This is a genomic window from Cardiobacteriaceae bacterium TAE3-ERU3 (assembly GCA_019218315.1).
In the GTDB taxonomy this organism is placed as follows: Bacteria; Pseudomonadota; Gammaproteobacteria; order Cardiobacteriales; family Cardiobacteriaceae; genus JAHUUI01.
Genome location: JAHUUI010000002.1, coordinates 358768 through 377892, shown reverse-complemented (window position 1 = coordinate 377892; position 19125 = coordinate 358768). Strand labels below are relative to the sequence as shown.

Annotated in this window: 17 protein-coding genes; 15 read left to right on the top strand and 2 right to left on the bottom strand. The window is 44.9% G+C overall.

Features of this window, described 5'->3' with window-relative positions; translation table 11 throughout:
- The first annotated feature begins 48 nt into the window (after positions 1–48).
- The 9 genes from lysS to ssb all read left to right on the top strand — a co-directional run bounded on the left by lysS (position 49) and on the right by ssb (position 8412).
- Positions 49–1554 (top strand): lysine--tRNA ligase, encoded by a 1506-nt coding sequence (lysS, locus tag KRX19_05150; GenBank protein MBV7434411.1) that lies wholly within the window; start codon positions 49–51, stop codon positions 1552–1554.
- A 303-nt stretch (positions 1555–1857) separates the two neighbouring features.
- Positions 1858–2775, top strand: a complete 918-nt coding sequence (locus tag KRX19_05145) for a L,D-transpeptidase family protein (protein ID MBV7434410.1) — start codon at positions 1858–1860, stop codon at positions 2773–2775.
- A gap of 299 nt (positions 2776–3074) precedes the next feature.
- A complete protein-coding gene (locus tag KRX19_05140; GenBank protein MBV7434409.1) occupies positions 3075–3383 on the top strand; it encodes an H-NS histone family protein in 309 nt (102 codons plus the stop codon).
- Between the two features lie 39 nt (positions 3384–3422).
- A complete protein-coding gene (locus tag KRX19_05135) occupies positions 3423–3836 on the top strand; it encodes an HIT family protein (GenBank protein MBV7434408.1) in 414 nt (137 codons plus the stop codon).
- Complete coding sequence (argC, locus tag KRX19_05130; protein ID MBV7434407.1) at positions 3829–4869, top strand: N-acetyl-gamma-glutamyl-phosphate reductase; 1041 nt, start codon at positions 3829–3831, stop codon at positions 4867–4869. The genes KRX19_05135 and argC overlap by 8 nt, the downstream gene beginning before the upstream one ends.
- A 219-nt stretch (positions 4870–5088) precedes the next feature.
- Positions 5089–5958 carry a bifunctional methylenetetrahydrofolate dehydrogenase/methenyltetrahydrofolate cyclohydrolase FolD gene (gene folD / locus KRX19_05125; GenBank protein MBV7434406.1) on the top strand — a complete coding sequence of 290 codons (870 nt, stop codon included), beginning with the start codon at positions 5089–5091 and terminating at the stop codon, positions 5956–5958.
- Positions 5959–6053: 95 nt separating this feature from the next.
- Positions 6054–6581 (top strand): flavodoxin, encoded by a 528-nt coding sequence (locus KRX19_05120; protein ID MBV7434405.1) that lies wholly within the window; start codon positions 6054–6056, stop codon positions 6579–6581.
- 103 nt (positions 6582–6684) lie between these two features.
- The gene (locus KRX19_05115) at positions 6685–7824 is read left to right on the top strand and encodes an MFS transporter (protein MBV7434404.1); all 1140 of its coding nucleotides are present in this window, start codon (positions 6685–6687) and stop codon (positions 7822–7824) included.
- Positions 7825–7845: 21 nt separating this feature from the next.
- Positions 7846–8412, top strand: coding sequence for a single-stranded DNA-binding protein (gene ssb / locus KRX19_05110; protein MBV7434403.1), 567 nt, complete (start codon positions 7846–7848; stop codon positions 8410–8412).
- Positions 8413–8630: 218 nt separating this feature from the next.
- Here ssb and KRX19_05105 read toward each other — a convergent pair whose 3' ends face one another.
- Positions 8631–9482, bottom strand: a complete 852-nt coding sequence (locus KRX19_05105; protein ID MBV7434402.1) for a LysR family transcriptional regulator — start codon at positions 9480–9482, stop codon at positions 8631–8633.
- A 76-nt stretch (positions 9483–9558) separates the two neighbouring features.
- Between KRX19_05105 and KRX19_05100 the strand changes: the two genes are divergently transcribed.
- The 6 genes from KRX19_05100 (at position 9559) to KRX19_05075 (ending at position 14117) form a co-directional block, all read left to right on the top strand.
- Complete coding sequence (locus KRX19_05100; protein MBV7434401.1) at positions 9559–10164, top strand: LysE family transporter; 606 nt, start codon at positions 9559–9561, stop codon at positions 10162–10164.
- Positions 10165–10246: 82 nt separating this feature from the next.
- Positions 10247–10807, top strand: coding sequence for a TetR/AcrR family transcriptional regulator (locus tag KRX19_05095; GenBank protein ID MBV7434400.1), 561 nt, complete (start codon positions 10247–10249; stop codon positions 10805–10807).
- A 20-nt stretch (positions 10808–10827) separates the two neighbouring features.
- Positions 10828–11451, top strand: coding sequence for a LysE/ArgO family amino acid transporter (locus KRX19_05090; protein ID MBV7434399.1), 624 nt, complete (start codon positions 10828–10830; stop codon positions 11449–11451).
- Positions 11452–11484: 33 nt separating this feature from the next.
- A complete protein-coding gene (locus KRX19_05085; protein MBV7434398.1) occupies positions 11485–12354 on the top strand; it encodes a DMT family transporter in 870 nt (289 codons plus the stop codon).
- 10 nt (positions 12355–12364) lie between these two features.
- Complete coding sequence (locus tag KRX19_05080; protein MBV7434397.1) at positions 12365–13282, top strand: D-2-hydroxyacid dehydrogenase; 918 nt, start codon at positions 12365–12367, stop codon at positions 13280–13282.
- Positions 13283–13316: 34 nt separating this feature from the next.
- Positions 13317–14117 (top strand): MOSC domain-containing protein, encoded by an 801-nt coding sequence (locus KRX19_05075; protein ID MBV7434396.1) that lies wholly within the window; start codon positions 13317–13319, stop codon positions 14115–14117.
- 132 nt (positions 14118–14249) lie between these two features.
- On the opposite strand, the gene KRX19_05070 is transcribed toward KRX19_05075, so the two are convergent.
- Positions 14250–18986, bottom strand: coding sequence for a hypothetical protein (locus KRX19_05070; GenBank protein MBV7434395.1), 4737 nt, complete (start codon positions 18984–18986; stop codon positions 14250–14252).
- Positions 18987–19125: the final 139 nt, after the last annotated feature.

Below are 19125 nucleotides of genomic sequence, written 5' to 3'. Positions count from 1 at the left end.
ATATTGGTAGAAAACTAACCGACATACCGGCAAATTAAAGGAACAATGATGAGTGAACAAAATTCTCCACAACTTGATGAAAATAAGCTGATCGCTGAGCGCCGTCAGAAGCTCAACACCATTCGTGAAACTCAGGCCGTGGCATTTCCGAATCATACCCGCCCAACACATAATGCTGCCGATGTTCATCAGCAATATGGTGAGGTTGAAGACGCTGAAGCACTTGAGGCGGCCGGTGAATTTTTACTTGCCGGACGCATGATGGGTAAGCGCGTCATGGGTAAGGCAAGTTTCGCGCAAATTCAGGATGGTAGCGGTGAGCGTATGCAAGCATATATTGCCCGTGATGATCTGCCTGAAGGCGTGTATGCGCAGTTTAAAAAGTGGGACGTTGGCGACATTATCAGCATTAAAGGCAAGCTGTTTCGCACCCGTACTGGTGAATTGACCGTTCATGCCAGCGAGATTGAATTGCTGACTAAATCACTGCGTCCGTTACCAGAAAAATTCCACGGCTTATCTGATCAGGAAACGCGCTATCGTCAGAGATATGTTGATCTGATCATGAATAAAGAAAGCCGCGACGTGTTTAAAACCCGCGTGCAGGTATTGCGTCATATCCGTCATTTCTTTGAAGACCACAACTTCATGGAAGTAGAGACACCAATGATGCACCCAATCCCGGGTGGCGCAACTGCGAAGCCATTTGCTACGCACCACAACGCGTTGGATATGCCGCTATTCCTGCGTATTGCCCCAGAGTTATATTTGAAGCGACTGGTGGTTGGTGGTTTTGAACGCGTGTTTGAAATCAACCGTAGCTTCCGCAATGAAGGCGTATCAACCCGTCACAACCCTGAATTCACCATGCTTGAGTTTTACCAGGCATACGCGGATTACAATGACTTGATGGATTTGACGGAAGTTCTGTTGCGTGGTTTGAGCGAAAGCGTACTGGGTAGCAGTAAACTGACTTATCAAGGTCAAGATATTGATTTTTCGCAGCCATTTGATCGCTTGACCATGACTGATGCCATTGCAAAATATGCGCCACAGCATGCTGATGTTGTCAATGATGCAGCGGCACTGTCGGCTTTGCTCAATAGCGAGTACAAGCAAAAGACCAGCGCAGATGATGCCCTCGGTAATTTGCAAACCATGCTCTTTGAAGAAGCAGTTGAGCACTTACTGATTCAGCCAACCTTTATCACGGCGTATCCATGGGAAGTCTCGCCACTGTCTCGCCGTAATGATGAAAACCCGGCGCTAACTGACCGCTTTGAGCTATTTATTGGTGGCCGTGAAATGGCCAATGGCTTCTCGGAGTTAAATGATGCCGAAGATCAAGCTGAGCGTTTCCGCGCGCAAGTTGCTGCGAAAGATGCAGGGGATGATGAAGCAATGCACTACGATGCTGACTACATTCGTGCACTGGAATACGGTATGCCTCCGACAGCTGGTGAAGGTATCGGGATTGACCGTCTGGTCATGCTGTTGACGGATAGCCCGTCAATTCGCGACGTTCTGCTGTTCCCGCATATGCGACCTGAATAATAAATACTACCGTTAAGTATAAACTTGAGCCTCCGGTAATTACCGGAGGCTTTTTGCTGCATATTGTCCGTAATCATTGAATACCTGAATATTTAGACGCTTGATATAATTTCTTCGCTATTTTCGGAGTAAAGATCTTTTACTTGGCTTCGTAATAAGTGATGGCTTTGAACGAGCGTAATGTAAAAGCGATTTGGCAACTATTGCTTAGTATGATTTCTGACTTTTCATTATGACAAAAGAAGATGCTGGTGCTATATAATGCTCCGTTTCTATTTCCGTCTAAGATTACAGGAAAAATTTATGCATTTTTGGCACAAGATTTTGACAATTGCAGGTCTGGCAGCAGTAAGTGGTGCTGCGTTGGCCGAGAAAGTGACGTTACCACCACCCGGGGTCAATGTTGTCGGTAAAGTGCGTGTTGTCGAAGCACGAGATGCCGATACGCTACCGGATATTGGTCGGGAATTCGGTATTGGGTTTGAAGCAATGGAGCGTGCTAATCCTGGTGTTGATGTTTGGTATCCTGGTGCCGGTACGCAAGTATTGATTCCGTCGCGCTATATTTTGCCTGATGCCCCGCGAAAAGGTATTGTGCTTAATCTGCCGGAAATGCGCCTGTATTACTACCCGGAAAATGAACCGGTAGTCTATGTTTATGCCGTCGGGATCGGGCGTGAAGATTGGGATACACCTTTGGGTATTCAGCACGTTATTGAGAAACGTGCCAACCCTACATGGACGCCGCCAGCTTCTATTCGTGCTGAGCACGCCGCACAAGGCGACCCTCTACCAGCCGTAGTTGAAGCTGGGCCGAATAATCCACTAGGTCTGTTTGCCATGCGTTTGTCTAACCCAAGCTATCTGTTGCATGGTACGAATAAGCCATGGGGGGTCGGCATGCGCGTATCGCATGGTTGTGTACGGCTTTATCCTGAGGGCATTGAAGAACTGTTTAAGTTGGTGCCAAAAGGTGTTCAGGTCAATATCATTAATCAACCGATGAAAGTCGGCTGGTTTGGCGATAGTGTGTATCTTGAGTATCACCCACCACTTGAAGAGTACAACGTCAGCCCACAGGAAGCATTGCAGCAAGCACAACAAAGTGTACGTGAGCAGGTGCAAGGCAAGGGATATAGTGTTGCAGATGAGCTAATTCGCACTGTGGTTGAAGAAGCCAGCGGTATGCCTGTTGAAGTCGCCACACAAGCCGGAATTTGATACCGTAACCTGTTGTAAAAGAAACTGGGTAAATTGTGTATTCAGGCTTTTCAATTTATAAGATACAAATATACTTGATTTAATAGCATTAAATATAAAAGGATAGATTGCTTCAATCTATCCTTTTATATTTATGCATTGGTTAAGTCGGTATTTGGAGAAGCTTGCATTTCTTGATTACAGCGGTTGTCAAAAATAATATGTCATTATTTAAATATTCCAGATAACTTACTTTATGATTAGTGCGGTATTATAATAAATACGATTTTTACAAAAACAACTTTGGAGACTAACTAAGTATGCAAAATCTTTACGAAAAAATAGAATCACTGTCTTTTGATGAATTTGAAGCGCTGCTGCGTTTTATCGATAAAACAAGAAAAGAACGTGCCAAAGCAATTTTGGCTGAAGCGCAAAAGCAAGCCGCCAGACTGACTCAAGAAGTTGATATTGCAGGAAGTAAAAAGGGTACTAAGCCAGCTAAGCCTGCAAAATATCGCGATCCTCAAGACCCGAATAACACTTGGAGTGGATATGGTCGTCAGCCTGATTGGATGAAAGACCATATTGCAAATGGTGGAGATAAAGAAGATTTACTGATCGGATAATTCATATCCAGCTTCAATTATTAGGTAACTTGAGGGGGAATAATGGCTACCGTATTTGATAAACTACTTTCTGGTGAGTTACCCAGTGCTAAAGTCTATGAAGATGAGCGTATTTATGTGTTTATGGATGCTTTTCCGCAATCCAAAGGCCATACGTTAATCATTCCCAAAAAAGCCAGTCCTGATATCTATGATGTAGATCCTGAAGATTTATCAGCAATTATGCTGTTTAGTCAGCGATTAGCTAATGCACTGCGTAAAGCTTTAAATCCGGATGGAATTAAAGTAATGCAGTTTAATGGGGCGGCGGCTGGGCAAACAGTTGCTCATTACCACATGCATTTGATTCCAGTATGGGAAGGTGAGCAGCTCGGTAGCCATGGTGATAAGTCTGTGGCTATGGAGCAGCTGAAAGAGACTGCCAAATTGATTCAGGATGCTTTGAATGGCTAATCCAATCAAAGTAGGTATCGTCGGCGCCAGTGGCTACACTGGCGCTGAGTTATTGCGCTTAATCAGCGCCCATCCACAAGCAGAAATTATTGGCGTCACTTCGCGGCAGTATGCTGGGCAACCAGTCTCATCGGTTTTTGAGCATTTATACGATGTGTGTGCACTAGAATTTAGTGCACCAGAACAGACGGATTTAACTGCTTGTGACGTCGTATTTTTTGCGACACCGCATGGTGTGTGTATGCGAGAAGCACCAGCATTGATTGATGCTGGTGTCCGTGTGATTGATTTTTCTGGTGATTTCCGCTTAAAAGACGCTGCTGTTTTTACGCAATGGTATGGCATTGAGCACACAGCACAAGATTTGCTCAAAGAAGCTGTTTATGGCTTGCCGGAGTTGTATCGTGAGGAGATTAAATCTGCGAGATTGATTGCCAACCCGGGCTGTTATCCAACTGCTGTGCAGCTTGGCTTTAAACCACTGCTTGAAGCTGGCTTGGTTCGCGGTGATCAATTGATTGCTGATGTTAAGTCCGGTATTTCAGGCGCAGGGCGTGGCGCAAAAGTAGATAACCTTTTTGCCGAAATGGAAGGTAATTTTAAAGCCTATGCGGCGTCTGGTCACCGCCATCAGCCAGAAATAGAGCAAGGTTTGTCGGATATTGCTGGTCAGGAGGTGTATTGCACATTCGTACCGCATTTATTGCCGATGATTCGCGGTATTGAAGCGACGCTTTATGCACCTTTGGCTGATGTTGAGGCTGATATTTACGAATGCTTCAAAGCCGCTTATGCAGATGAGCCATTTGTGCGTGTGCTTGACTCAGGTGCCCATCCGCAAACGCGCCATGTGCGCGGCACGAATTGCGTACAGATTGGCGTGCACCGTTCGGTCGATCAGCGTACTGCAATTATATCTGTGGTTGAGGATAACTTGATCAAAGGCGCAGCTGGGCAAGCCGTACAGTCAATGAACTTGATGTTTGGTTGTGATGAGACGGCTGGCTTGCTGGAAGTTGCGCACCTGCCTTAATCGGCAAGTGTGGTGATTAAGGCATAAGCGTGTCTGAACAACCAAGGCTTTCACTATGAAAAAGCAGTTCGTATCACGTGACTTTTGACTCAATATACAGAACAAAAATAACGGCTGTTACGATACAATCTTATCGTTATGGCTTGATGTGATGCCTAGATATGGTGATAAGCTTCTAAGCTATGGCATCGGGAATTCGTTTTGCACTGGAGAAGGTGGATGAGCGCTGAAATCATTGATGGTAAGGCATTTGCTGAAAAAATTCGTAATCAGGTAACTCAGGACACGGCCGACTGGCATGCTAAAACTGGTAAAAAGCCAGGGTTGGCTGTAGTACTGGTCGGTGATGATCCTGCGAGTGAAGTCTATGTCGCAAGTAAAGGCAAGCAGGCCAAAGCGGCCGGGTTTCACAGTGAAGAACACCGCTTGCCAGCATCAACGGATCAGACGACTTTAATGGCCAAAATCAAATCGCTCAACGCTGATCCAGCCATTCATGGCATTCTTGTTCAGTTGCCATTACCAAATCACCTTGATAGCGATGCCGTATTGAATGCTATTAATCCAGAGAAAGACGTCGATGGATTTCATCCGGTCAATATTGGTAGGCTGTGGAGTGGTCAAGATGCTTCTGTACCGTGTACACCACTTGGTTGTTCGCTGCTACTGGAAGATCGCATTGGAGATTTGTCTGGCAAAAAAGCCATCGTTATCGGGCGCTCGAATATCGTTGGTAAGCCAATGGCGGCATTATTACTCAAAGCCAATGCAACTGTGACAATAGCTCATTCACGTAGTGATAATCTGCCGGCTTTATGCCGTGAGGCCGATATCGTTGTTGCTGCGGTTGGCAAGCCGGAAATGGTTAAGGCTGAATGGATCAAGCCTGGTGCAGTGGTGCTTGATGTCGGGATTAATCGCATCGGAAGTGATGGCAATAAGCGCAAGTTGGTTGGCGATGTGGATTTTGCATCTGTGAAGGATGTGGCTGGGGCTATTACACCTGTTCCTGGTGGTATTGGGCCGATGACAATCGCTTGCTTGCTACGCAATACGTTACACTGTGCAAAACGGATTGATGGCGAATAAATTATCTTTTTTATATAATAAAAAATACGTCTTAACTTTTGGTGATTGTTTGAATAACATCATCAATGAATAAATTGTGAATTTAGGAGTTTGGTATGAGTGAAGAAATCGGGCTGTTCTACGGCAGCACAACAGGGATGACTGAAGATGTCGCTTTTCAAATTGAAAAGATAGCAAAGGAGCAACACGGCATCACGCTCACACCAATCAATATCATTGACCTAGATGACCCTAACGATATGTTCCTCTATAAAAAGCTGATGCTGGGTATGCCGACTTGGAACTATGGGGAATACCAAGATGACTGGGAAATGGTTGTGGATCAAATTGCCAGTGCGGACTTGCACGGATGTGTGATTGCCATGTTTGGTCTTGGCGACCAGATTGGTTATCCTGAGTACTTCCTTGATGCTATGGGTATGCTTGCCGAACAACTCGCGGCTCAAGGCGCGACGTTTATTGGTGAATGGCCGGCTGATGATTACAAGTTCGAATCATCAAAAGCACTACAAAAAAATGGCACATTTATTGGTCTTGGTATTGATGAAGACAGTGAGCCTGAGAAAACCACAGCTCGCCTTGAGGCTTGGCTGAAAGAAGTCTTGCCGCAGTTAAGCGCTTAGTATCTGTTCTTAGCCGCCGTTGGCGGCTTTATTTATTATTTTAGCTTGGGTCGCCGCAACAGAACTGACTGTATTGCCGCGACCGTAAGACACCGGAGGGTGTATGGCGCAAATATTATGGCGTAGGGCAGCTGGATTGTTAGCAAGCATTTATGTGTTGCGGATGCTTGGCATGTTTATGATCTTTCCAGTTTTTAGCCTGTATGCTCTGCAACTGAAAGATGCGACCCCAGAGTTGGTTGGCTTGGCTTTGGGTATTTACGGCCTCAGCCAAGGCATTCTGCAAATTCCTTACGGTAAATTATCAGACCGTTTTGGCCGTCGGCCATTGATGGCAATAGGTTTGCTATTGTTTGTTATTGGTAGTGCTATTGCGGCAGTATCGGATTCGATAGGCTGGATGATTGCTGGTCGTGCCATACAGGGCATGGGCGCTATCTCGGCCGTTACGCTTGCTTATGCGACTGACGTTGTGCCGATTGAAAAGCGCGGTACCGTCATGGCAATTATCGGCGGCAGTATTGGTATGGCATTTGTGCTTTCATTAATCATTGGGCCGGTGATTGCCAAGTGGATTGGGGTTAGTGGATTATTCTGGCTGATTGCGGCCATGGCTGGTATAGGCTTGGGATCCATTGTGTTGCTTCCTGCGACCAATGCTGAGAATCGCGTTGGCGCGGTAGAAGGTGAAATCAATCGTGCGGCATTATGGCAAGCGAGCTTTGCCGTATTTATTCTGCATGGCATTTTATCTGCAACATTCCTGGTTTTGCCCGTAATGCTGGTCAACGCCGGCTTGGCAAAAGAAGCGCACTGGTGGCTATATCTACCGGCAAACTTGATTGCGTTGGCATTTATTCGTTATCGCGTCTCGCCGCATCCTCTGAATTTCGCCGTGAGCTTTATTTTGCTCTCTGTCGGCTTGGGCTTGCTTGCGTGCGATTTGCCAATATGGGGTGCTGGCGTTGCTATTACGGTATATTTCATCGCTTTTTATCGCTTGGAAACAGGCTTGCCACACTGGGTAGCCAATATTGCAGACCCGGAATCACGGGGGCAGGCGATGGGTATTTATTCTACGGCACAATTTGCCGGTAGCTTTGTTGGTGCAGTTGCGGCTGGCGCTTTGTGGGCAAAAATGGATTCTGGCAGCGCGGTATTGATCGCATTACTGGTGGCATCCGGTGTTGCCGGGATGATTTTGCTGTTAATCGGAAAAAAAGATACACTGGCGCGCCAATAGCTCAGACAATTTCAGGAGAAAATTATGGCGCGTGGTATTAACAAAGTGATCCTCATTGGCAACTTGGGTGCCGATCCGGATATGCGCTCACTGCCAAGCGGAGATCAAGTCGCTAATCTATCTTTGGCGACTTCAGAAGGTTGGAATGACAGACAGTCTGGTGAAAAGCGCGAAAAAACTGAATGGCACCGTGTTGTGGCATTTGGAAAATTGGCCGAGATTATTGGTCAGTATTGCCGCAAGGGCAGCAAGCTCTATATCGAAGGGCGCCTTCAGACCCGTAAGTGGACCGACAATCAGGGTATCGAAAAATACAGTACAGAAATTATTGCTAACGATATGCAGATGCTAGATTCTCGCGGTGGTGATGGCGGCGGTTATGATAATAACTACGGTGGCGGCTACGATGATGGGCAGTCTTCTGGTTATGGTCAAGGTCAGCCAAGAAATAACCGTTCAGGTGGCGGCAGAGCGCCTGCGCCAAGCAAAAGCTACGATAGCCCTGTACCACCGAAGCAGAAGCAGCAGAGTTACGGTCCGGAAGATAACATTGACTCAGGGTTTGATGACGACAGTATTCCATTCTGACGTTTACCTAAGACAATATTGTAAAGTTTAACTCTTAAGGCCTGATCAATTGATCAGGCTTTTTTATGGCTGTGCTGCTCAATATTTATTCTGTGTACGTTGAAGGACGGCTTTCTCAATGAAGCGAAGAATTGGTGGTATCGAAAGACCATCTGGTCTGCAAAATTATTGCCGCATATTCGTGATGAAATTGTCTATCTATGCTGTGCCAATGTGCTTTAATTCATTTGCTGTCTGAGCCAGTTGAGAAATAGCTGCTTTTTTTGGTTTTGTGCGAATGGTGTGGCTGAGAGCAGGTAGTACGCCGAGCCGTCTGCACAAAATCCTTGTGGACATTTGAGGATACCTTTGCTGATTTCATCTGCAACCATGTACTGCGAAGCGATGGCGATGCCCTGCCCGGCAATGGCCGCCTGGATGGTCAGGTAGAAGTGTTCAAAAAAGATGTCTTCACTTGGATAGTCATCATCAGGATGCTGCTTTGTCCACTGCTGCCAAGCGTCAATACGTGAATGGGTGTGCAGGCGGTGAGGTTGATAGGGCGGCGGTGCATGTACTGCACCGACCCGTTCGGGCGCAATATATTCGGCGTGCAGCGTCGGTGGCCATGTGAAATCGTTGCGACGAATGGCGACGTCGATATTTTGGCGTTGAAAATCCACTGCGCCGCCTGCGGTGAGTATGGCGACATTAAAGCCGTAATCTTTGGGAAATGTGGTGATACGCGGGATGAGCCATTTCATTGCCAAGGTCGTTTCGCAGGATACCGTGAGGTCTTGCCGGTGTTTGTGTGTCAATGTGTCGAGTGTGGTGGTCAGTTCGGCAAACATGCGTTGGCATGATTGGTAAAGCAGAAGCCCGTCGGACGATAGGCGGCGGTTTCTGCCGTCTTGGACGAATAGCGCTACGCCGAGCGCAGCTTCAAGCTGCTTGATTTGTTTGCTGACAGCGCTGTGCGTGACGCAAAGCATATCAGCGGCGGCAGTAAAGCTGCCACAGTAACCCGCAGCGTAGAAAAATTTGAGTGCTTTGAGCGGTATGTTTTTAACCTGTTCCAAAATGGCACGCATTCACGGAAATAAATTCGTTTTTATTGTGGCACATTACGGTCGATAATTGGTAACTGGAGAGTGTTTAAGGAACATTATGCAGGAATTATTGGCAGTAGCGGCGATTACGGTACTCGCAGTGATTAGCCCCGGTGGCGATTTCGCGATGGTGACCCGCAATAGCTATTTGTACGGCAGGCGTGCCGGGCTATGGACGGCTGCTGGAATTGCCATTGCGGTGTGGATTCATGTTGCTTATACGCTGCTTGGCGTGAGTGTGTTGTTGGTCACTTTTCCTGCTTTGTTCCACATGGTGCGCATGCTGGGTGCGGCGTATCTGGTTTATATCGGCTACCAGACCATGCGCCATCGCAAAATCAGTGTCGATATGCACGGTGGGGTAGCAGCGCTGAGCGATAAAGCAGCGTTCAAAAACGGCTTTATGACCAATGCGCTCAATCCGAAAACAACGCTGTTTGTGCTGAGTACGTTCACGCAAATTGTCAAACCCACGACACCAATGTGGATACAGATTGGCTATGGTGGCTTTATGTCACTGGCGCATTTGCTATGGTTTGGGATTGTTGCGGTGGCGCTGTCTGCACCACGGCTGCGCAATAAATTGCTGGCAAAGCAGGTGGTGGTCAATCGCGTAATTGGTGCGATTCTGATTGTATTGGGGCTGCTGCTATTGGTGCTGTGAGAGATTGCGACATTTTTTGATAGCCAGAGCATACAGAATAGTATTATGATACAGTTCTGTTTCGTTATTTTTTGGCGAGCTTATGAAAAATTCGGGCAAAAAAATTCTCGATACCGCCGAGCGGCTTTTTTACCGCGACGGATTTGGACATGTTGGCGTGGATACAATTCGCGATGAGTCAGGCTGCGCGAAAACGACGATGTATCACCATTTTGGCAGTAAGGAAAAGCTGATTCATGAAGTACTGAAATACCGTGACGAGAGATTACGCACGTCGCTGCAGGCATTTATTGGTGATGAGGTGTGCGGTCGTGAGGCGGTGTATAAAGTATTTGACTGGTTTCATCAGCGGTTCATCGCGCAAGACTTTAACGGCTGCTTGTTTGTGCGCGCGGCGGCGGAATTGGACGATGAGGCAAAAAGTATTGCCATCGTGCATAAGCGTGCAGTGACGGATTTTATTTGTGCCAAATTACAGCCCGATGCCAATGCGCGGGTGATTAGTGAGCAGTTAGTCGTGTTGCTTGAAGGTATGGTCAATATTTACACGATATACGAGGCTGATACAGAGCTTTGCGAGCGTTATATGGCAAGCAGCAAGGAGACGGCAAAGCTGATTCTCGATGCGCAGTTGGGGCGCTGAACTTATTACATGAGGGCAACATGATACACGCACTGATTAATGGTTTTCTATTTGGCTTTTCCCTGATTTTGGCGATTGGTGCGCAGAATGTGATGGTCTTGCGCCAGGGCTTACTGATGCAGCATGTGTTTATTGTCTGTCTGCTGTGTGCGCTGTCTGATGCGCTTCTGATTCAGGTCGGGGTGTTCGGAATGGCGACGATTGCTAAATATGCACCAGCGGTTGCCAGCGTGATGACGTGGCTCGGTGCAGCATTTTTATTCGCATACGGGGTGCTGCGCTGGAAAGCGGCATTTAGCGGCAGCAGTGCGTTGAATCTCGATGTTAACCAGCAGCCGTCTCGTAAGCGCGTCATCCTAACAGCGTTAGCACTGACGTGGCTCAATCCGCACGTTTATCTCGATACCGTATTGCTGCTCGGTACGGTTGCCAATGATTTTGCTCCTTATCGTGCACAGTTTGCCATTGGCGCAACCACGGCATCGTTCGTGTTTTTCTTCACCCTTGGTTATGGTGCGCGTTTGCTGCGCCCGGCACTGAGCAAACCGCGTACTTGGCAGGTGCTGGAATTTGCCATCGGTCTATTTATGTTCTATCTCGCGGCGCAGTTGCTGCTCAGTCAGCCGCATACACCAAGTGGTTAAGTGCAAATATTGTATTGTTTTAAGGGTTAAGCCATGCGCTACATTTTAGCCAGCATACTGTGTGCGACATTTTGGGCAAGTACCGGCATTTTTATCAAATTGCTTGGTGGCTTGGGTGTCAACGGGATTTTGTTTTCACGCTTTTTGTTTCCGGGCATGCTTGCGCTGCTGTTGGTGTGGATTGTGCGTCCGTCGCGTCATCCTTTGCGCGGCGGCATTCGTATTGGATTGGCGTTGCTGATGGTGTTTTACTATATTTGCGCGACTTATGCATTCTACCTGGCGCCAGTAGCCGTGGTTACGCTGTTGGTCTCAACCGCGCCACTGTTCACTCTCATTATTCGCCGCCTGTACGGCAAAGCAATTCTGCGCCAAGAGTTACTTGGCTTCGCGCTGGCGTTTATTGGCTTGGCAGCGTTTTTCTTGCAAAAAGCCGGCTTGCCACAGTCAATCGGGCAAGGGTTTTGGATTGGCTCGGCGTTAGGGTTGTTCGTGGCATTGTTGCGTGCAGTGTATTCCTCTTTATTGCGCGGCTATCAGCAGCGCGGCGTGAAAATCTCATCGATGGTTAGCAATGCAGAAATTTTGTTGCTCGGTACAGCCATAGTTGCGCCACTGGTGTGGTTTGATGGGCATGACATCACGTGGTCGTGGTCAATGCTGTGGCCATTATTTGGCTTGGTGGTGCCGGGGACGTTTTTACCCAATCTACTCAATAGCTTTGCCTCTTCACATCTCGACGCCACATTACACAACATCATCGGTATGGCGACACCGCTAATTGCCAGTGTGATGGCGTGGCTGTGGCTTGGTGAAACGCAAACTCTCGGTATGGTGATTGCTATGCTGGTGGCAGTAACAGGGATCGCTCTCGTTGTGGTTAAGCCACGCGTTAGATCGTAGGAGTCTTATTATGGAACACACACTTCGTCTCATAACCAGAAATAACGCCGCCTATCGTGAGGTGCTGCGTGAACATGACTTGCCAAATCTCACCATCCTTGATGAGGACAGCACCGATAAAGCAAGTATTTGGTTGGCAGAACCGGCTCGTGCCGCAGAAATACTTGCCGATGACGACACACCTCAGTGGATTCAGTCAGTATTTGCCGGAGTTGAGCCGTTAATCGCACACGACAATCATGACTATCAGCTTACCAGCCTCAAAGAAGTATTTGGCCCGATGATCAGTGAATACGCATTCAGCCACTTGCTCGCCATTTATCAGCAGCATCGCGGCTATCGTGGGCAACAGGCTGAGAAGCAGTGGCAGCGTTTACCGTATTGCAGCTTGGCAGGCAAACGTTTGCTGGTGTTAGGTACGGGCAATATTGGCTGTTATTTGGCGAAAACGGGGCACTTTTTCCACATGCAGACCGCAGGCGTGAACCGCAGTGGTGAACATCCGACGGAATTTGATGAAGTATATGCGCTTGACGCACTTGGCGAAGCTTTGGCGCAAGCAGACGTGGTGATTTGTGCGTTACCGGCAACGCCCGGAACAGATGGCTTGCTCAATGGCGACATGCTGGCACGCCTCAAGCCTGACGCAGTACTGATCAATATCGGACGCGGCAATATTATTGATGAAGAGGTATTACACCAGTGGCTACTTGCGCATCCTGATGCACAGGCGATATTAGACGTATTCCAAACCGAACCTTTGCCGGACACAAGCCCCCTATGGGGCTGCGCGAACGTAACGATTACGCCGCATATGGCCGGAGAAAGTATGCCCGATAAAGTGGCCGAACAATTTGCCGCCAATTATCGCCGCTTTATCGCCGGTGAACCGTTACATGGTCTAGTAGATTTTGCAGCTGGCTATTAGACATAAAAACAACCATCAACCGAAGAGGTATCTCATGAGCGCAATACTGCAAAGTACTCACTATTATCCGGTCAAGTCGCTGGGCGGCAATCAGGTCAATAGGGCGGATATTCATCCTGAAGGTATGGCCAATGATCGCCGTTGGCTGATTACGGATATAAATGGTCGCTTTATTACTGCACGGCATTACCCGCACATGTTGCTGTGGCAGGCAACGATGGATGGGCAACACAACCTCACGCTGACCGCACCCAATGGTGATTGCAAGTCGGTTGTGGTTGAAGCTTGTGCTAAACACCATGAGGTAACTGTGTGGCGAGATACATTTACCGCGCACACCGCACCGGATGAGGTGAATCAATGGCTGAGTGAGCACTTTGATACGCCGTGCCTATTGCACTATCTCGGTGAAAACAGCCATCGACCACTGAAAAACCACGCCAGTAACCTGACCTTTGCCGATAATGCCCCTTATTTACTAACCACGACAGCATCACTCGCGGCACTTAATCAAGAGCTTGAAAAGCCAGTAACGATGACCCATTTCCGGCCAAATCTGGTTATTGATGGTGATCTTGAGCCGTGGATTGAAGAACAGTGGCGCGACGTCCGTATCGGCGACGTGCAATTTGAGTTCCTCAAATACTGTACTCGCTGCGTGATGATTAACATTGATCCTATCAGTGGCGAAAAATCCGCCGAGCATCAGCCGCTTAAAACCGTTCAGCGCCTACAACGCGAACGACCTTCCGGCAGTGACCCCGTGTTTGGTATTCACCTGATCGCCAAGAACCGTGGCACAATTCATCAGGGCAGCGCGATCAGCTTTAAATGATATAGCCAAACACATCAATTGCAGACATATTGAGTATAAAAATGAAGCCTGAGTATTCTAGTAAAGGACTATGTGGCAAGGGGTATTCACATCGTAGCTTCACGCCAATTTTGAGCAGAGCCTCGCTTCAATCTAATCCAACATCCCATCACGCAAGACTTTTTGGTGGCTGATATGAATGTTTGATGCGAAGATATCGTCCCAAACATTCAGGCACTGATTTAAAATATCCTCATCTTCATCATCGACAGCTTCGTCATAGATTCTTTGTAGCACAGACATCATAGAACTGATGTGTGCTCGTTGGCTAAACTCATACTCATCTCTTGCTTTCTCCACTAGCTTACTAAATATGTCAAGCAACTGTGTTTTATACGGATAAATATACGGACGGCTTTTAAGAGAATAGAGAAAATGAGATATGTTTGTCTTTCCATCAATTGATTGTATAAAGTAGTCAACTAACATTTTAGTATTCTGCTTTTTCCAAAAATTTTCACTTTCTATACATTGTTGGACTTCGTTGCTTACATCACTGTCTTTATCATTAAGAATAAGTTGATATGGCTCTAACAGCTTATACTCAAGATGACCATGTTTATCCTCAGTCAAAAATTGCTTTAGCACTTCTGCAAAGCCAATACGGATATATTTGTCCGTTGCTTTTGTCTCTAGCAAAGCAGGGAATAGATCATCGAATAATTCATTAAAATACCATCTGGCAAATATTTGCCGACCCGCCTCTTGCCTTACCTCATCATAATCTGACACAAGCATCTTTTTGACCAGCTGGATATAATCATCCTTATACTGGCTGTCAAATGCGCAATTAAAGAAATGATAGGCTTCATAAGCACAAGTAAAGCGTAGATCCGTATGGCTAATGTCTAAAAACTTTTGTAAGGCAAAGTCTTCATCTGTATTTAGAAAAGGAGTCAACATTCTCACTGAAGTAATTTGCACCGCAGGGTGTGGGTCAGAGATGGCATCATCTATCAACTGCTTATGCCTGATGGCAAAATCAGTATTTTCCCAAAACAAATCTGCTATGCCGTTATATGCAATGCCACGGCATGAGTTGATTGAAGTGTTCATCAGTTCATGAGCTGTTGCTATGCTTGCAGAGTCGCCTTTTTTAGGGTCGTATATTGATAATTTATCAAGTTGTGGATTTGAAGAGGTTTTCGCCATCGTTTTCAGCACAGCCAACAGAGGAGGATGATTGATAACTTCCGTATCTTTGGTGAGCAACCAAGCTAAATAGTTACTATGGGGGTGTTCACCAAAATGGATAATAACTGCATACTGCAATTCTATTGGGCAAGGCTGCCAATCTTCTATATATGGCTCTTGCACATCTTTAGTAGATCTACTCAACCCATTAAAAATATTATCAACATAGTCATGTTCGATATCTTTTGGTAAGGTCAAAGTAAGTCTTGCAAACCGTTTTGGCTGATTGGTGACGGCGGTTAATAGACTACTTGAAAAGCTTTCAATGGTTGATTCTACTATTGTACCTCTTGATATTTGCTTGCCATTAAAGCGCTTAAAGTCATGATCTTTTTTTACTAAAATTTCTCGCCATTTTTTATCTGAAAGAGTGTTAGGCTGAGGTAAAGGTGACCTAACAAACCCACACATTGAGCTTAAACGATAGTAAAAATCCTCATCATTAAAATGCTCAAAGCGTCTGTTCAACACTGCTAGCAATAGTTTGGATTTTTCACTTACTCTGCTTTTGTCCAGTTTAGGGATAATAAAATATTGCAACTCACCCCAATAGCAATCCTTAAAATATCCCTTTCTTTTACGATCAAAAATCCACTGTAATTTTTTAAAACTTTTTGAAAGTCCCGCGTAATAAATTGCATTTTCCAGTTTATAGAATATTTCATCAGAGCAGTAAGGAGAAAACTTTTCAATAACACGGCTTGCCAATAACCATTTAGGCTCTTTATGATGGTTTCCTGATGATAATCTTGATTTAGGGTTATCCAATATCCATTCAATAATTTGATTTGAATAGGATATATCAAAATAAAACATCATATTCAGGATAATATGCTGCATCAATACACTGCGGCTGTGTAAATAGGGCTCTATAAGTTGCCATAGTTCAGCGGCTCTAGATTCGCTAGCCAGCTGTTCACTTGCTTGAGCTATTAAGCCCAAAATAAAAGAAATAAATTTCTCTTTATCCTGAGGATGCTTACCATGATAAAACCATATTTCAGCCAATTTTTTATCATTGTTATTGTTAATAATGGTATAAATTTTTGGTATTAATGATTTAATAACATCTACTGGTAGTTGATGCGCTATACCAAAGAGTTTCTTTGGCTCACTTAGAGTTAATAACTCTAATTTATCGACAAAAGGACTCTCAAACCAATCTACCTCTGTCAATGATGCTATATTTTCATCGAAAGTAAACGCTACCAGTTGTAAGGCACGCTTAGGGTGTTTATTGGCAAGTTTTTCAATATCTATATATTTTGGGAAAATGCCAAATTTAAACAGCTTTTGACGCAGTTCAAAAATGTCATCAGAGTCATGAGTAACATTCAGCCCCAATGCGTGACCGCAGCGCTCATTCCATTCACGAGACCTGCCGATGAAGGGACGTATCTCTTTGGCTACCAATTCTGGGATTGAGCCAGAAGCTGTTGATAGTAACTGGATGGCCTGATTTATCTGCTCTACATCATTATGATTCAACCAAGAGGTGATAAAACCTAACTCAGCAAGCAAACTCACCATGGTGGAATTACCCATGCAGCTGTGTTTGATAAAGTGTTTGGATAAGCAGTCATCTGCAATCAACTCTTGAACCAATTTTTTTACAGGTTGCTTTATTTCTAATATTTCTCTCAAACTATGAAAGGCCAGGTACTTGAGATGAAATCGAATATCTTCACTAAATAGAATTGCTGACAGGCTTCTTGCATAGAACTTCTGTTTGTCTTGCAACAATAGATTTAATGCGTATTTTAAATGCTCGCGTCGGGTTAATGTTTGTGTAGACTTGTCGCCAATTTGAGTCAATAATGCAATTTCAGATTCTATCGCTTTATCATATAGGCTCTTGCCTAATTGATAATCAAACAATGCTTGATGTTGAAAGCTAATTTTATCTTGTTTGTTTTTATGCAAGATACCAGCAGAAACCAAACGTTCAAAAGCTATAGGGTTGGTAATAGTCAACAAAGATTGCGGAATGGCATATTGCATTTGCTGACTGGCTTTGGTGATAAATTCATCAATAATGCTAAGTACATTAGCAAGGTTTACTCCAGATTCTTCTATTACTTTCAATCTATCTTGCCAATACAAATTGATAAGCTCTAACTTGCTGTCGAATCTTGGTGGCTGATCGCTTTTGCCAGTAATTTGCAAATAAAAATTTAGCCATATTGGAATACGAAGGATGTCTTGTTTAGCCGTAGGTAATGATCCGTAATCTTCAACTTGATTGACCATTTCTTTGACTTGCTCGGTTGGCAGTTTATCCAGCGTAATTTGTTTGACTTCTTGAGCACTTGATAGTGTCTCACTTAACTTGTTAATTGATTTTTCTAAGTCATTTATCCAGTTTTTAAGGGCAATATCTTCAGAAAGGTCAAAATCTCGGCAGGCCATCACCAGCTTAAAATCATATATATGAGGTAAGCTAATAATTTGCCTAGCGATTTCTTGGCAAACTTGCAGGGCATTATTAGAGTGATTGGCTGTCCAGCGAATGGCATCCAGTTGGTCTAGTATAATTACCACTCTTTTTGCTTTTGAAGCATTTACTATTGCATAAACGGGTGATTGCCTAAACCCTAGTAACCTGCCAAATTCATCCGCACTGTTTTCTGGACGTTGCCTATCCAATCGAATTGGCACACTGATGCTTCCCTCTGAGCGTATTTTAGAATGTAGCTCGTATAAGAAAGCACTTTTCCCCATACCCGCTTCTGCCTTGATAATGGTTATCGTATTTTCTTTAATAGAATTAAAGCATTCATCTATTTCAGGTCTGGAGATTAATGTTTTATTTAAGAAAAATGGCTGAATGGATTCTGTGAACTTTTGGCAAAGTTCGTCTAAGACGAGAGGGGTTTGAGTATTGTCGATGTCCTTTCTTGCTACAAAACCAGCCTGTTTTAAATCATCAAATAAAACATCTGCAGTAATTTTGGTTCTCAGTTTATTCTGATTGATTGAGTAGCTTTGCAGATATGAAAGAATTGTTTCGGTTTCATCATTTAAAAAAATAAAGTCTGCTTTGTCTTTGAGGTGATTTTTATCCTCACTTGAATTTACGTAACTAACTATTTCAAAGTGTGATAGGAAATTTATAGCTCTTGATATATCTGATGTATTGCTGGTATCTAGCTTTAGTCGTTCACATAATTCTTCAAATAATTTTTTACGCTCTTGATTAGTGTCGATTTGGTGCTGTAGAAAATCTTTAGGGTTACCATTAGTGTTTTTTGCGCTTTTACTTAGATTGGTTAAGGCATTAAAGGATAAAGGGGATATGACTTTAAAGGTGATAGAGTGCTGGCTAGGGCGATTCCGTTCAACCTGAGAGAAGGCTTTTGCTAAAATTCCACTACTATCAAGAGTCGCAAGTGACCAACTGTCTTTACCTTTGTTACTTGCTTTGCATTGATGCAGCTCAACGTCAGTGCTATCCGTAATTTCTCCGCCTGTAAGATGCTCTATGATGACATCCACACCTGCTTCATCATCTCCTAAAGGTTCAACTGTTACAGAGGCTAGCTCCTCATTCAGAAGTCTCAATAGTTGTTTGGCAACCCAATAAGAGTCGTAACTGTTGCCAATTTTGTCTGTAAAGCCACCTCTTTCTAACGCCATCAACTCTCCTTAGTAAACTATGAGCAATACCACTTTAACTTATCCATGCCAGATATTCGAAAATATCATAACTTGATAATAAAAATGGGATTTTTCTCTGTTTTTGAAGTGCCTTTAATTAATCTACTGATATCATTAC

Excerpts from the sequence above, each read along its gene's own strand:
- KRX19_05085 (MBV7434398.1), top strand. The coding sequence starts at position 11,485 with ATGCGCTACATTTTAGCCAGCATACTGTGTGCGACATTTTGGGCAAGT.
- KRX19_05100 (MBV7434401.1), top strand. The coding sequence starts at position 9,559 with ATGCAGGAATTATTGGCAGTAGCGGCGATTACGGTACTCGCAGTGATT.
- KRX19_05120 (MBV7434405.1), top strand. The coding sequence starts at position 6,054 with ATGAGTGAAGAAATCGGGCTGTTCTACGGCAGCACAACAGGGATGACT.
- KRX19_05070 (MBV7434395.1), bottom strand. The coding sequence starts at position 18,986 with ATGGCGTTAGAAAGAGGTGGCTTTACAGACAAAATTGGCAACAGTTAC.
- KRX19_05090 (MBV7434399.1), top strand. The coding sequence starts at position 10,828 with ATGATACACGCACTGATTAATGGTTTTCTATTTGGCTTTTCCCTGATT.
- KRX19_05140 (MBV7434409.1), top strand. The coding sequence starts at position 3,075 with ATGCAAAATCTTTACGAAAAAATAGAATCACTGTCTTTTGATGAATTT.
- KRX19_05080 (MBV7434397.1), top strand. The coding sequence starts at position 12,365 with ATGGAACACACACTTCGTCTCATAACCAGAAATAACGCCGCCTATCGT.
- KRX19_05095 (MBV7434400.1), top strand. The coding sequence starts at position 10,247 with ATGAAAAATTCGGGCAAAAAAATTCTCGATACCGCCGAGCGGCTTTTT.
- KRX19_05075 (MBV7434396.1), top strand. The coding sequence starts at position 13,317 with ATGAGCGCAATACTGCAAAGTACTCACTATTATCCGGTCAAGTCGCTG.
- lysS (MBV7434411.1), top strand. The coding sequence starts at position 49 with ATGAGTGAACAAAATTCTCCACAACTTGATGAAAATAAGCTGATCGCT.
- KRX19_05145 (MBV7434410.1), top strand. The coding sequence starts at position 1,858 with ATGCATTTTTGGCACAAGATTTTGACAATTGCAGGTCTGGCAGCAGTA.
- argC (MBV7434407.1), top strand. The coding sequence starts at position 3,829 with ATGGCTAATCCAATCAAAGTAGGTATCGTCGGCGCCAGTGGCTACACT.
- KRX19_05115 (MBV7434404.1), top strand. The coding sequence starts at position 6,685 with ATGGCGCAAATATTATGGCGTAGGGCAGCTGGATTGTTAGCAAGCATT.
- KRX19_05105 (MBV7434402.1), bottom strand. The coding sequence starts at position 9,482 with ATGCGTGCCATTTTGGAACAGGTTAAAAACATACCGCTCAAAGCACTC.
- folD (MBV7434406.1), top strand. The coding sequence starts at position 5,089 with ATGAGCGCTGAAATCATTGATGGTAAGGCATTTGCTGAAAAAATTCGT.